The 13,769-nt window shown below is 68.5% G+C and carries 10 protein-coding genes; all 10 read left to right on the plus strand.

The annotated features are described in order from the left end of the window. The first annotated feature begins 167 nt into the window (after positions 1 to 167). Positions 168 to 1,226, plus strand: coding sequence for a WD40/YVTN/BNR-like repeat-containing protein (locus tag M8R19_RS30425; protein ID WP_024128391.1), 1,059 nt, complete (start codon positions 168 to 170; stop codon positions 1,224 to 1,226). 31 nt (positions 1,227 to 1,257) lie between these two features. Beyond that, on the plus strand, positions 1,258 to 3,645 hold the full coding sequence (locus M8R19_RS30430; protein WP_249919825.1) for an efflux RND transporter permease subunit: 2,388 nt from the start codon (positions 1,258 to 1,260) through the stop codon (positions 3,643 to 3,645). Between the two features lie 69 nt (positions 3,646 to 3,714). After that, positions 3,715 to 5,319, plus strand: coding sequence for a DUF1302 family protein (locus tag M8R19_RS30435; protein ID WP_249919826.1), 1,605 nt, complete (start codon positions 3,715 to 3,717; stop codon positions 5,317 to 5,319). Between the two features lie 20 nt (positions 5,320 to 5,339). Beyond that, a complete protein-coding gene (locus M8R19_RS30440) occupies positions 5,340 to 6,599 on the plus strand; it encodes a DUF1329 domain-containing protein (RefSeq protein WP_116425328.1) in 1,260 nt (419 codons plus the stop codon). A gap of 108 nt (positions 6,600 to 6,707) precedes the next feature. Beyond that, positions 6,708 to 7,814, plus strand: a complete 1,107-nt coding sequence (locus tag M8R19_RS30445) for an alcohol dehydrogenase catalytic domain-containing protein (RefSeq protein ID WP_249919827.1) — start codon at positions 6,708 to 6,710, stop codon at positions 7,812 to 7,814. A 22-nt stretch (positions 7,815 to 7,836) separates the two neighbouring features. Further along, positions 7,837 to 8,373, plus strand: a complete 537-nt coding sequence (locus M8R19_RS30450) for a cupin domain-containing protein (protein WP_074979603.1) — start codon at positions 7,837 to 7,839, stop codon at positions 8,371 to 8,373. Between the two features lie 427 nt (positions 8,374 to 8,800). After that, positions 8,801 to 9,805 (plus strand): AraC family transcriptional regulator, encoded by a 1,005-nt coding sequence (locus M8R19_RS30455; protein WP_074979605.1) that lies wholly within the window; start codon positions 8,801 to 8,803, stop codon positions 9,803 to 9,805. A gap of 226 nt (positions 9,806 to 10,031) precedes the next feature. Continuing rightward, a complete protein-coding gene (locus M8R19_RS30460; RefSeq protein WP_074979607.1) occupies positions 10,032 to 11,366 on the plus strand; it encodes an aromatic ring-hydroxylating dioxygenase subunit alpha in 1,335 nt (444 codons plus the stop codon). Between the two features lie 57 nt (positions 11,367 to 11,423). Beyond that, the gene (locus M8R19_RS30465) at positions 11,424 to 12,287 is read left to right on the plus strand and encodes an alpha/beta fold hydrolase (RefSeq protein WP_249919828.1); all 864 of its coding nucleotides are present in this window, start codon (positions 11,424 to 11,426) and stop codon (positions 12,285 to 12,287) included. After that, positions 12,284 to 13,687, plus strand: a complete 1,404-nt coding sequence (locus tag M8R19_RS30470) for an amidase (RefSeq protein ID WP_249919829.1) — start codon at positions 12,284 to 12,286, stop codon at positions 13,685 to 13,687. The genes M8R19_RS30465 and M8R19_RS30470 overlap by 4 nt, the downstream gene beginning before the upstream one ends. The last annotated feature ends 82 nt before the right edge of the window (positions 13,688 to 13,769 follow it).

Below are 13,769 nucleotides of genomic sequence, written 5' to 3' on the forward strand. Positions count from 1 at the left end.
GCCGGGAAGCCTTGGCGCATGCGGCGTGCGGTTGATCCAGGCCACTAATCTGCGCACAGCGGATAACCCCTGCAGTGGCGGGATAGTCCCCCCGGCACCCCCTTCCCTAGAGTGGAATCGCCTTGGTCGTCGGCCAGAAGACCATCCTTGTGTGCGAATCCAACGCTATGACAAAACTCATCAACATCGAAGCATCCTCCCCGCAGCAGGGCGCCCGCGGCCCGGGCTTGCCGCGCCGCGCGCTGAACGCGCTGGCCGTGGTGCTGCCCTGGGCGATCATCGGCGGCCTGCTCTGGGCGGGCCTGTTCATCAAGCCGCAGCCGGTCGGCGGCAGCGTCACGCCGCCGCCCCTGGAGCGCCGCGACCAGTTCTACGGCCTGGCCCAGCTGCCCGACGGCACGGTCCTGGCCTGCGGCTCCAACGGCAAGGTCCTGGCCATCTCCGCCGACGGCCGCATCAGCCGCCAGGAAACGCCCAGCGACAAGCCCCTGCAGGACATCGCCGCCTGGGACGCGAACCACCTGGTGGCCGTCGGCAACGACGGCGTCATCCTGCACAGCGACGACGCCGGCCGGCACTGGCGCCTGGCCGACGCGGTGCCGCGCTCGGCGGTGGCCAACAAGCTCAACCGGGTGCGGGTGGGCCCGGCGGGGCTGGCGATCGCCGTCGGCGAGATGGGCGCGCTGCTGGTCAGCCATGACTTCGGCGCCCACTGGCAGCGCCTGCGCGAGGAGGAGGACGTCGCCTGGAACGATGCCGCGCTGCTGGACGACGGCCGCCTGGTGGTGGTCGGCGAGTTCGGCCGCATCCTGCTCAGCCAGGACCTCGGGGCGCACTGGGAGGAGATTCCCGCGCCGGTGCCTGGCTCGCTGATGGCCGTGCGCTTCCGCGATGCCGCCAATGGCGTCGCGGTGGGGGTGGAGGGGACGCTGCTGGTGACCCGCGACGGCGGCCGCCAGTGGCAGCCGGTCGGGCTCGGCGTGCATGACCACCTGTTCAGCGTGATCTGGAACCCGGCGCAGCAGCAGTGGCTGGCCTTCGGCGCCCTCGGCCGCTGGGTCGCCGGCAGCGTCGGCGCGGGCGACATCGCCTGGCGCAGCGGCACGCTGGATGCGCGCGACCTGTCCTGGCACACCGGCGCGCTGTCCAGCGGCAAGCAGACCTGGCTGGCCGGCGACGGCATCGGCCGCTGGGACGGCCGCCACTGGTCGCCGCTGAAACCCTGACCTGCCTCGTCCACTTCTTCGAGACAACGAGATGATCGAACGCATTGCTGATTTCTGCATCCGCCGGCGTGCCTGGGTGGCGGGCATCCTCATGGCCCTGACCCTGCTGCTGGGCTGGTCCGCCCTGCACATCGAGGTGCGCACCGTATTCGAGGACATGCTGCCCTCGCGCCACGAGTACGTGCGCACCCACGAGAAATTCAAGGACACCTTCGGCGGCTCGAACATGGTCACCATCATGTTCGAGGTGGAGCAGGGCGACATCTTCCAGCGCCCGCTGCTGGAGAAGGTGCGCCAGGTGACCCTGGGGCTGCGCGAGGTGTCCGCGGTCAACCAGTACCAGATCACCTCGCTGGCCTCGAAGAAGCTCAAGGAGGTCCGCGCCTCCACCGAGGGCATCGAGAGCCGCCCGCTGATGTGGCCGGACGTGCCGGACAGCGCCCAGGGCATGGAGGAACTCAAGCAGGCGGTGCTGCGCAACCCGCTGGTCTACGGGCCCTACGTGTCCAAGGACCTGCAGGCGACGCTGATCACCGTGGACTTCATCGACCAGCAGGTGGACTACGCCAAGGTCTTCGAGCAGATCCGCGCGCTGGTCGCCAAGGTCGACGACGGCAGCGTGAAGATCCGCCTGGTCGGCGACCCCATCCTGTATGGCTGGGTGAACCACCACGTGCCGGAAACCCTGCACCTGGTGCTGGCCGCCGTGGCGGTAACCCTGGTGCTGCTGTTCGTCCTGCTGCGCACCTGGCGCGGGGTGTTCCTGCCCCTGCTCGCCGGCGTGGTCAGCGCGCTCTGGGCGCTGGGCATCTGCCACCTGCTGCGGATCAACTTCGAACCGCTGGTCATCGTGGTGGCGATGCTCATCACCTCGCGGGCGGTCTCCCACTCGGTGCAGATCGTCAACCGCTTCGATGACGAGCTGGCCTTGCTGCCAGCGGACGGGCCGCCGGGGGCGGTCTCGCGCCTGGCTGCGCGGGTCGCCCTGGCCGACCTGTTCCGCCCGGGCATGCTGGGCGTGATCGCCGACGCCGCGTGCATGGCGGTGGTCGCCCTGAGCCCGATCCCGATGCTGCAGAAGCTCACGGTGCTGTCGGTGGTGTGGGTCTCGACGCTGACCGTCAGCGCGGTGATCCTGACGCCGGTGATGCTCTCGTGGATCCGCCGTCCGCACAGCTTCGCCCATCCGTTCGACTGCCTGCCGGCGCTGCGCAAGGTGCTCGACCTGAGCGTCGCGGTGACGCTGTCCCGCGGCCGCTACCTGGTGCTCGGCGGCAGCCTGCTGCTGGTGCTGGGCGCCGGCTGGTACGCGTTCAACCTGAAGATCGGCGACGCCAACCCGGGTTCGCCGATCCTCTGGCCGCAGGCGCAGTACAACCTCGATTCCGCGGCGATCAACGGCCGCTTCGAAGGCGTCGACCGGATGTTCATCGTGCTCGGCGACGACGGCCACCCCGGGCTGGTCAAGAGCAACGAGGCGCTGCACGCGATGAACCGCTTCCAGCGCTTCATCGAGGCCCAGCCGGAGATCGGCGGCTCGCTGTCGCTGGCCGACGTGCTGCCCCACGTCAACAGCAGCCTGCGCGAGGGCAACCCGCGCTACCTGGAGCTGGGCGACGACGACGCGATCAACGGCAGCCTGGTGGCCATGCTCGACTCGGTGTCCGAGCCGGGCGACATGGACCGCTTCACCGACACCCAGTACGCCAACGGCTCGGTGACCCTGATGTTCCGCGACCGCCAGGGCGAGACCATCCGCACCGCGGTGGCGCGGATCAAGGAATTCATCGCCGAGAACCCCCTGAGCCAGGGGCACTGGCAGCTGGCCGGCGGGGTGATCGGGGTGATGGCCGCGGTCAACGAGATCATCCTTTCCAGCCAGATCGAGGCCATCGCCCTGGCGCTGCTGGTGCTGGCCGTGCTCTGCACCCTGGTCTATCGCTCGGCGGTCGCCGGCATGCTGTTCATGGTCCCGGTGATCATCTCCAACATGCTGACCTTCAGCTTCATGGCCTGGAAGGGCATCGGCATGAACATCAACACGGTGCCGGTGGCGGCCCTGGGCATCGGCCTGGGGGTGGATTACGCCTTCTACATCGCCGACCGCGTGAAGGAAGAGATCGCCATCGGCAGCAGCCCCGAGCATGCCATCCGCCAGGCCCTGCACTCCGCGGGCATGGGGGTGATCGTCACCGCCAGCGTGCTGATCCTCAGCACCCTGCTGTGGTGGGCCTCGTCGCTGCGCTTCCAGGCCGAGATGGGCCTGCTGATGGCGATCTGGCTGAGCGTGTCGGCGCTCTCCGCGCTGTTCGTGATGCCCTCGCTGATCTACGTCTTCCGTCCCCGTTTCATCTTCGCCGGGCAGCCGCATGCGGCTGCCTTGCAGGCGCTGGAGCCGGCCCCGCTGCAGGCCGTGTGAAAGCGAACGCACAACAACAAAACCAAAACCATGGCTTCTGGCCGCTCTTAACCTCTGGGGAGGTATCCGGTGAACTCTAGCGTCGACTCCTGCGTGCAACCGCGTGTTGCACTTCACAAGCTCGCCCTGGCCATCGCCTTGGTGCCGGTGACCGTGCCGGCCCTGGCCGACGACAGTCTCAAGGTCGATGGCTACCTGCGCGAGGAACTGTCCTGGAACACCAAGAACTGGGAGGACACCCCCGGCTACAGCGACGGCGGCAAGCTGTCCATGGCGCGCAGCACCGCGCGCCTGAACCTGGACTGGGCGGCGACCGACCAGGTCTCGGTGGTGGCCAAGCTGCGCGCCTCGCGCGAGGTCAAGACCGACTTCCTCAAGCACCTGGAGGACATGGGCGCCAACAATTACCACTCCGGCGAGCACGGCGACATCATGGACCTCTACGACAAGGAGGAAATCCGTGAGCTGTACATCGATTTCCCGGTCGGCGAACGCACCCGCTTCCGCATCGGCAAGCAGCAGATCGCCTGGGGCGAGACCGACTTCTTCGCCGCCAACGACCTGGTGCACGGCTTCGACTACACCTGGCGCAGCTTCCTCGAGCCGGCCAACGAGGAACTGCGCAAGACCAACAACATCGTCAAGGTGAACGTCGACGTGCCCGAGGCCGACGGCGGCATCGAGGCCTTCGTGCGGCCGGGGCTGGACCGCAAGCAGGACATCGGCAGCGAGCTGGACATCTACGGCGCGCGCTGGTCGAGCCAGCCCTATGCCGGCGTCGACTTCCGCAACATCGACCCCTACAACTACGAGAACAACGCGGGCGACTACCGCCACTGGACCGGCGGCCTGCGCTGGAGCGGCATGCTCGGCGACACCAACTACTCGCTGTCCTACCTGCGCACCTTCTACAACTCGCCGATCCTCAACGCCTCCAACAACCTCGCGCTGTTCGGCCTGCCCGACGTGCCGTCCGGGGCCAGCACCGTCGGCACCGAGCAGACCAAGGGCCTGGCCGGCGAGATCATCTACCCGATCGTCAACATCTACGGCTTCACCGCCAGCCGCTATTCCGACGCGGCCGATGCGGTGTTCAGCACCGAGGTGGCGTACATCAAGGACGCGCCCTACCAGATCGCGCTGCCGGTGCCGACCCCGCTCAGCCAGAACATCGCCCCGGGCTTCGACGGCTTCCAGACCAAGAACGTCGTCGCGCTGATGCTTCGCATGGACAAGAACATCGCCGCCACCCAGAGCCTGCTGGGTACCGAGAAACCGATGTTCTTCTCCGTCCAGCTGTTCGACAAATGGGTGCAGAACTACGACTCCGACGACCAGCTGCTCTACAGCGTCGGCTGGGGCGGCAAGGTCAAGGAACACTCGATCCTGGCCACCACCATCTTCGACCTCAGCTACGACAGCGGGCGCATCCACCCGCAGCTGGTGCTGGGCGCCGACCTGAGCAACAACGGCGGGTTCGCGGTGCCCTCGGTCACCTTCGAGCTGTCCAGCAAGTGGCGCTGGAAGGTCGAGTACGACGCCTTCTGGGACGACGCCTGGCGCGACGGCGACAAGTGCACCCCGGGCAATGCCGCCAACTGCGACAAGACCACGCTGTTCGGCTACTTCCACAACCGCGACCAGCTCTACACCAGCCTGACCTACCTGTTCTGATCCGCAGTGGAGACCTGACCATGAAACGCGCACCACTCGCTTTGCAACGTACCCTGGGCCTGGCCATCGCCTGCCTGGCTCCGCTCCTGTCCTGCGCCGCCGAACTGGCGCCGGGGACGGTGATCTCCGCGGCCAACCTCGACCAGGTGAAGAACGACACCTTCGAAGGCCACAGCATCGCCAGCCTGCTGACCGAGAAGATGGAATGGCGGATCCGCAACACCGGCTGGAAACTGCCGCTGGCCAAGTCCCAGGAGGTCAAGCTCGACCCGCGCTGGGTCAAGGCGTCCCAGGCCAACGCCGGCAAGGCGGTGATCAACAAGGAGGCCTGCCGGGTGGACAACTGGGGCGCCGGCGAGCCCTTCCCGAACATCGACGCCAAGGACCCGCAGGCCGCGGAAAAGCTCATCTGGAACTGGCACCTGGGGCAACTGGTGGGCGACGTCTCCCAGGTCCCGCAGTTCACCCAGCTGCTGATCGACGGCAAGAAGGGCATCCACGCCGAGCCGGTGGCGGAGTTCAGCCGCTACTCGATGAAGGGCCGCCTGACCGGCGACCAGGCGGTGGAAGGCGACGGCAGCGAGCGCGGCCGCCAGCTGCTGTACTTCAAGTCGCCCTCGGACATGAAGGGGCTGGGGACCTACACGCAGATGTACGACTCGGACAAGGTCAACGACGTCTGGGCCTACATCCCCGCGGTGCGCCGCGTCCGCCGCCTGTCCGGCGGCGCCTGGATGGACCCGGTCGGCTCCTCCGACCAGCTGCAGGACGACCTGGACGTGTTCAACGCGCGCCCCTGCTGGTACCCGCAGTACAAGCTGCTGGGCACGCGCTGGGTGCTCGCCGTGGCCAACAGCAAGACCGGCCTGTGGAAGACCGACGGCAAGACGCCGGCCGAGAAGTACCCGGTGCTCGACGACCAGCCGCCGTACTGGAACATGAACAACAACAACTTCGAGCCGCGCGAGGTCTACGTGATCGAAGCCATCACCCCGTCCATCCACCCCTACAGCAAGAAGGTGCTGTACATGGACGTGAAGTACCCGCGCTTCTATTACGCCGAGGCCTACGACCGCAAGGGCGAGTTCTGGAAGTTCATGGAATTCCATTCCTATTCCAACATCGCCGACGGCGACGTGCGCACCACCGCCGGCGCGATCATCGACTTCCAGCGCAACCACGCCACGGTCTCGCTGATCGACACCGCGAGCTGGAAGACCAACTTCCCGGCCAAGGCCAGCAACTTCTCGCTGCAGACCCTGCAGGCCGCCGGCCGCTGACGGCGGGCCCGCAACAGTTTCAGTGCGGCACGGACGCCGCCCCCTTTTTCCTGCCACCCCGGGCCCTGCGCCGCAACGGCGGCGCCGGGCCCTTCGGAGAACACGAGCATGTCGACCATGAAGGCCGCGCGCCTGCACGAGATCGGCGGACGATTCCGCATCGACGAACTACCCCGGCCGGCCCCCGGCCCCCATGACGTGCTGGTGAAGGTCGAGGCCAGCGGGATCATCCCCAACCTGAAGAACGTCACCACCTACTTCCCCGAGTGGTATCCCTTCCTGCCGCTGCCGGCGTTGCCGGCGACCTTCGGCCTGGATTCCGCCGGGGTGGTCGCCGCGGTCGGCTCGGCGGTCAGCGCCTTCGAGCCGGGCGACCGCGTCTACGTCAACCCCGGCGTCGGCTGCGGCGAATGCCGCCATTGCCGGCAGGGCGAGACGCCGCGCTGCGCGGCATACACCTTCCTCGGCTACTTCGGCTTCGGCCCCGGCTCGCAGGCGATCTTCGAGCGCTACCCCTATGCCGGCTACGGCCAGTACATGACCGCGCCGGCGAACAACCTGGTGCGCCTGCCGCAACGCCTGAGCTTCTCCCAGGCCACCCGCTTCGGCTACCTGGGCACCGCCTACTCGGCGATCCGCAAGTCCGGCCTGCGCCCGGGGCAGAGCATCCTGGTCCTCGGCGCCTCCGGCACCCTGGGCGTCGGCGCGGCGCTCCTGGCCCTGGCCTTCGGCGCCTCGCAGGTGCTGGTCGCCGCGCGTGACGTTGCCGCCCTGGAACGCCTGCGGGCGCTGGCGCCGCAGCGTATCGTGCCGATCCGCATCGGCGAGCGCAGCGTCCACGAGCAGGTGCTGGAACAGCTTCCCGGCGGCGTCGACGCCATGCTCGACACCCTCGGCGCCAAGGCCCCGGCGTCGCTCTCGGTGGAGGCGATGCAGGCGGTCGGCCGCGGCGGGCGCATCGTGCAGATCGGCGGCGTGGCCGGCCCCATCCCCATCGACCCGCATCCCTTCATGTGCGCGCAGCTGCAGTACATCGGCTCGCTCTGGTTCACCCCGGCCGAAGGCGAGGAGATGGCCAGCATGATCGACTCGGGCGTGCTCGACCTGTCCGTGCTGGAGGAGCGGGCCTACCCCCTGGAGCGCCTGAACGAGGCGCTGGAAGACATCCAGGCGCAGGCCAGCGGCTTCGTCAACTTCCACATCGCGCACGAATGAACAACCGAGGGAAGACCCGACCATGCACGTGAATCGCATCGTGACCGGCCACGACAGCCGCGGCCTTTCGCAGATCGACAGCCAGGGCCCGCTCGCCGGCACCGAGCCGTTCGTCCATTCCCCGGGCTTCTCCGCGGCGCTGGTGTGGCAGACCGGCGCCGAGCCGCGGATCCTCGCCAGCCCCGGGGACCCGGCCCTGGGCGTGGCCTCGGTGCTGCCGGTGCCGGGCGGCACCAGCGTCATGCTGGTGACCTTCCCGCCGCAGCAGGATGTGCCCGTCGAGGCGGTTGACGCCGCCGCCGCTCTCGACGAGATGCGCGCGCGGCTGCCGGGCATGGCGGAGCTGTTCGAGGCCGAGCATCCCGGCTTCCACCGCACCGACAGCATCGACTACGGCGTGGTGCTGGAAGGGGAGCTGCTCCTGGAACTCGACGAGGGGCGCAGTACCCATCTGCGCCAGGGCGATGTGGTGGTCCAGTCGGGTACCCGGCACGCCTGGCGTAACACCGGTAACACTGCGGCGCGAATGCTCTTCGTGATGGTCGGCGCGCGGCGCTGACGCGCCCGTCCGGCGAGGTGCGCCGAAAGCGGCCCGGGGCGTTGCCCCTGGCCAGAGAACATCATCCTAGAGCGCCCTGGGAAAAGGCCCCCGGCGCGTAGCTGCAAGACCTTTCCCGGCCGTCCGTTTCCATGGCCCCGGCCTGGCCGGTGGGCGTGCTTATTGCATCTGCATGGGAGGACGGCCCGGGATACCCGATGCGGTGACAGCGCGCCCCGGCGCTGCTGGCTCCGCGTACCGGCCGGGCGGCGCCCAGGCGCCGCCCGCCGCACCGCAGCGATGCGTGACGCACCCCGGTTGGGCTGCGCCGCAGCGGTCGGCCGGTCCTGGTCGCGATAACAATAATGGTGCGCAGTCCCCGACGCCGCGCACCGAATAAAACGTGAGAGCCTGCCCGGTCGCGTGCCCGGGCGGAGGAGGGTGCTATATGGAACGCCTGTTCTTTTCCCCCGCGGTACCACCGGACGTCGTCCTGTCGCGCTACGAAGTCTGTCGCACCCAGGACCTGGAGGAGGCCCGCAAGTGCGGGGAGCGCATATTCTGCGAGAACCGCCTGTCCAGCCTGGACGCCAACAGCTCGCTCAACACCCGCATCTACTACCGGCGCCTGGGCAGCATCGGCATGGGGCGCATGAGCTATGGCGGCGACATCACCATCGAGCCCGGCGAACTCGACACCTTCACCCTGGTGCAGATGCCGATCTGCGGGCAGGAGCAGATCGAGTGCGGCAACCAGCGCGTGCTTTCCAACGTGCACATGGGCTCGGTGCTCAACGCCCACCTGCCGTCGCGGATCAACCACAGCAACAGCACCGAGAAACTGATCATCCGCATCGACACCAGCCTGCTGGAGCGCAACTGCCAGCAGCACCTGGGGCGCATGCTGCGCAAGGAGCTGGAGTTCCAGCCGGCCATGCCGCTGGACACGCCCCAGGGGCGCTGCTGGATGCGCACCGTCGGCTGGATCTACGACAGCCTTTCCGCCGACGACGGCGAGCCCTCGCCGCTGCTGGCCGCGCAGTTCGAGCAGTCGCTGGTGAACGTGCTGCTGGCCTGCCAGCCGCACAACTACAGCGCGGAAATGCTCGCCAGCGAGGGGCCGGTGATCGCCCCGTCCTTCGTCAAGAAGGTCGAGCGCTACATCGAGGAGCACGCCCACGAGCCGATCTCCATCATCGACATGGCGGAGCACGCCGGCGTCAGCAGCCGCTCGCTGTTCACCGGTTTCCGCCGCTACCGCAACACCTCGCCGATGCTGTACCTGAAGGAGGTGCGCCTGCGCCACGTCCAGGAGGAACTGCAGCGCCAGTCCCCGGGCAACACCACGGTCACCGCCGTGGCCTTCCGCTGGGGGTTCAGCCACCTCGGCCACTTCACCACCGACTACAAGCGCCGCTTCGGCGAAAGCCCCTCGGAAACCCTGGCCCGTTGAACACCGCGGACACGGACGTCCCCCTTCCCCGCACTGCCTTCCCGCCCGCACCTGAGTCTCGCCCAGCCCCTTTCCCCATGCCCCTGTAACCCCTGCGCTTTTTCTGCGCTGGGGGGATAACGCCCTCGGTTGCGGGAGCGTCAGCCGGGGAGCGGCTTTCTAGGATGGCCCGCAAGCGCGCCGCATGGCGCGGCGCCTGTCCAGTCAGCCAATGGGGAGTCCCTTCATGTCCGAGCAACCGATCATCCGCCGCCGCCAGGTCAAGACCGGCATCAGCGATGCCCGCGTCAACAACGCCAAGACCCAGAGCCAGTACCAGCCCTACAAGGATGCGGCCTGGGGCTTCATCAACCACTGGTATCCGGCGCTGTTCAGCCATGAGCTGGTGGAGGACCAGGTCGAGGGCATCCAGATCTGCGGCATCCCCATCGTGCTGCGCCGCGCCAACGGCAAGGTGTTCGCCCTCAAGGACCAGTGCCTGCACCGTGGCGTGCGGCTCTCGGAAAAACCCATGTGCTTCACCAAGAACACCATCTCCTGCTGGTACCACGGCTTCACCTTCGACCTGGAGAGCGGCAAGCTGGTGACCATCGTCGCCAACCCGGACGACAAGCTGATCGGCACCACCGGCGTCACCACCTACCCGGTGCACGAAGTCAACGGCATGATCTTCGTCTTCGTCCGCGAGGACGACTACCCGGACGAGGACGTGCCGCCCCTGGCCCAGGACCTGCCGTTCCGCTTCCCCGAGCGCAGCGAGCAGTTCCCGCACCCGCTGTGGCCGGCCTCGCCGAGCCTGCTGGACGACAACGCGATGGTGCTGGGCATGCACCGCACCGGCTTCGGCAACTGGCGCATCGCCTGCGAGAACGGCTTCGACAACGCGCACATCCTGGTGCACAAGGACAACACCATCGTCCATGCCATGGACTGGGTCCTGCCGCTGGGCCTGCTGCCCACCGGCGACGACTGCATCAGCGTGGTGGAGGAGGAGAACGGCCCGAAAGGCCTGATGCAGTGGCTGTTCACCGACAAGTGGGCGCCGGTGCTGGAGAACAAGGAACTGGGCCTGAAGGTCGAGGGCGTCAACGGCCGCTTCTACCGCACCTCGGTGGTGCTGCCGGGCGTGCTGATGGTGGAGAACTGGCCGGGCGACCACATGGCGCAGTACGAGTGGTACGTGCCCATCACCGACGACACCCACGAGTACTGGGAAATCATCGTCCGCGTGTGCAACACCGAGGAAGAGCGGACCAAGCACCAGTACCGCTTCGACCGCGTCTACGAGCCGCTGTGCCTGCACGGCTTCAACGACTGCGACCTGTACGCCCGCGAGGCCATGCAGAACTTCTACTACGACGGCACCGGCTGGGACGAGGAGCAACTGGTCGCCACCGACGTCTCGCCGATCACCTGGCGCAAGCTGGCCTCGCGCTGGAACCGCGGCATCGCCAAGCCCGGCCGCGGCGTGGCCGGCGCGGTCAAGGACACCAGCCTGATCTTCAAGCAGACCGCCGACGGCAAGCGCCCGGGGTACAAGGTCGAGCAGATCAAGGACTGACCGCCAGCCCGACCCGGCCTGCGCTGCAGGCCGGGTCACCTTTCCAGGGGAACCCCCATGCCGCAGATACCCGGCTCCAGCAGCCATTTCGTCACGCTGGACGGCGTGCGCCTGCACTACCGTCTGGTCGAGGGCCCCAGCGACCGCCCGCCGGTGATCTTCACCCACGGCGGCGGCCCGGGCTGCACCGCCTGGAGCAACTTCCGCCTCAGCGCCGCGGCCTTCTGCGCGCGGCACCGCTGCTATTTCCTCGACCTGGCGCAGTTCGGCCAGTCCGCGATGGTGCCGGTGCAGGGCCCGGTCTTCAGCTGGCATGCGCGCAAGCTGCTGGGCTTCATGGATGCGCTGGGCATCCCCCGGGCGCACCTGGTCAACCAGTCCTTCGGCGGCTGCGTGGCGATCCGCTTCGCCGCCGAGCATCCCGAGCGCGTCGGCAGCCTGCTGCTGATCGGCTCGCAACCGGTGGAGCGCGGGGTGATGCAGCCGCTGCCGCTGTTCAGCAAGCACGCCGCCGGGCTGATAAGCGACTACTACCTGGCCGACGGCGGGCCGAGCCTGGACAAGATGGCGGCGCTGATGCGCCGCTACGAGCTGCATGACGACGCCCGCCTCGACGAGGAGACCCTGCGCCTGCGCTTCGAGGCCAGCGCCAACCCCGGCTTCATCGCGCTGCTGCAGACCCCCGGGGCCTTCGGCGAGTGGGAGAACCTGATGCCGGTGTTTTCCCGGGTGCTGGCGCCGACGCTGATCTGCTGGGGGCTGCACGACTGGTTCGGCGGCGTCGACGTACCGATGCTGATGCTCAACCAGTTCGCCGACGCCCGCCTGCACGTGCTGGGCAACCTGGCGCACCACCTGCAGAGCGAGGCGCCGGACGAGTTCAATGCGCTGGCGCTGACCTTCATCGGAGGGCACGAATGAACGCCCCAAGCGAACTGCACTACCTGGAAATGTACGAGCTGTCGCGGCTGATCCGCAGCGGCAAGCTGTCGCCGGTGGAGGTGGTCGAGGCGCAGCTGGCGCGCATCGAGCGCCTGGAGCCGCAACTGCACAGCTACGCCTGCGTCACCGCCGAGCTGGCCCTGGAACAGGCCCGCCAGGCGGAGCGCGAGCTGATGCGCGGCGAGTGCCGCAGCCCGCTGCATGGCATCCCCATCGCGGTGAAGGACCTCTTCGACACCGCCGGGGTGCCGACCTGCGCCGGCATGCCGCTGCTGCGCGGCCGCGTGCCGCAGCAGGACGCCACCGTGGTCGCGCGCCTGCGCGAAGCCGGCGCGGTGCTGCTGGGCAAGCTGCAGATGACCGAGGGCGCCTTCGCCATCCACCACCCGAGCCTGGTCGCGCCGAACAACCCCTGGCATGCCGGGCACTGGGCGGGCGCGTCCTCCAGCGGCTGCGGGGTGGCCACCGCCGCCGGGCTCTGCTACGCCTCGCTGGGCAGCGACACCGGCGGCTCGATCCGCTTCCCCTGCGCGGCCAATGGCCTGACCGGGCTGAAGCCGACCTGGGGGCGGGTCAGCCGGCATGGCTGCTTCGAGCTGGCCGCCAGCCTCGACCATATCGGCCCGATCACCCGCAGCGCGCGCGATGCGCTGTTCCTGCTGTCGACCATCGCCGGCCACGACCCGCAGGACCCCACCTCGCTGCCCAGCGTGTGCCTGGAGATTCCCGGCCTGGACGAGTCGTTCCAGGGCCTGCGCATCGGCGTGGACGAGGCCTGGCTGAGCGACGGCGTCGACCCGCTGATCCAGCGGGCGCTGCAGCAGGTCATGGAGATCGTCCTGCAGGGCGGCGGCAAGCTGTTGCGCGTGCGCATGCCCGACACCCGCGCGGTGAGCGCCAACTGGGAGGCCCATTGCGGCGTGCAGACCGCCGTCGCCCATGCCGCCATCTACCCGCAGCACGCGGCGGAATACGGGCCGGCGCTGAGCCGCCTGATCGACGGCGGGCGGGCGCTTTCGGGCATGGACTACCAGCACATCCTGCTCGCCGCGCAGCGCTTCACTGGCGAGCTGGAAAGCCTGCTGACCCAGGTCGACCTGCTGCTGGCCCCGGTGCAGCCCTACGCGGCGCCGAGCCACGAGCAGCTGGCGGCCCTGGCGCTGGACGCGGAGGCCAATCGCCGGTTGATCCAGTTCACCGCGCCCTTCAACGTCAGCGGCCATCCGTGCCTGAGCCTGCCCTGCGGCTTCACCCCGCAAGGCCTGCCGCTGGGGTGCCAGTTCATCGCCGGCAAGGGCGGCGAGGCCGTGCTGTGCCGGGCAGGCATGGCGCTGCAGAAGGTGAGCGACTGGCACCGCAGGCACCCGCCGGGCATCTGAGCGCGTTTTCCTGCGCTGCCGGGATAAAGGCCCCGCCCACGGGAGTGTGCGGGGCGGGGGCGGTTCATAAGATCGGGCTGAG

Source organism: Pseudomonas sp. R3.Fl (assembly GCF_023516765.1).
Taxonomy (GTDB): Bacteria; Pseudomonadota; Gammaproteobacteria; order Pseudomonadales; family Pseudomonadaceae; genus Pseudomonas; species Pseudomonas citronellolis.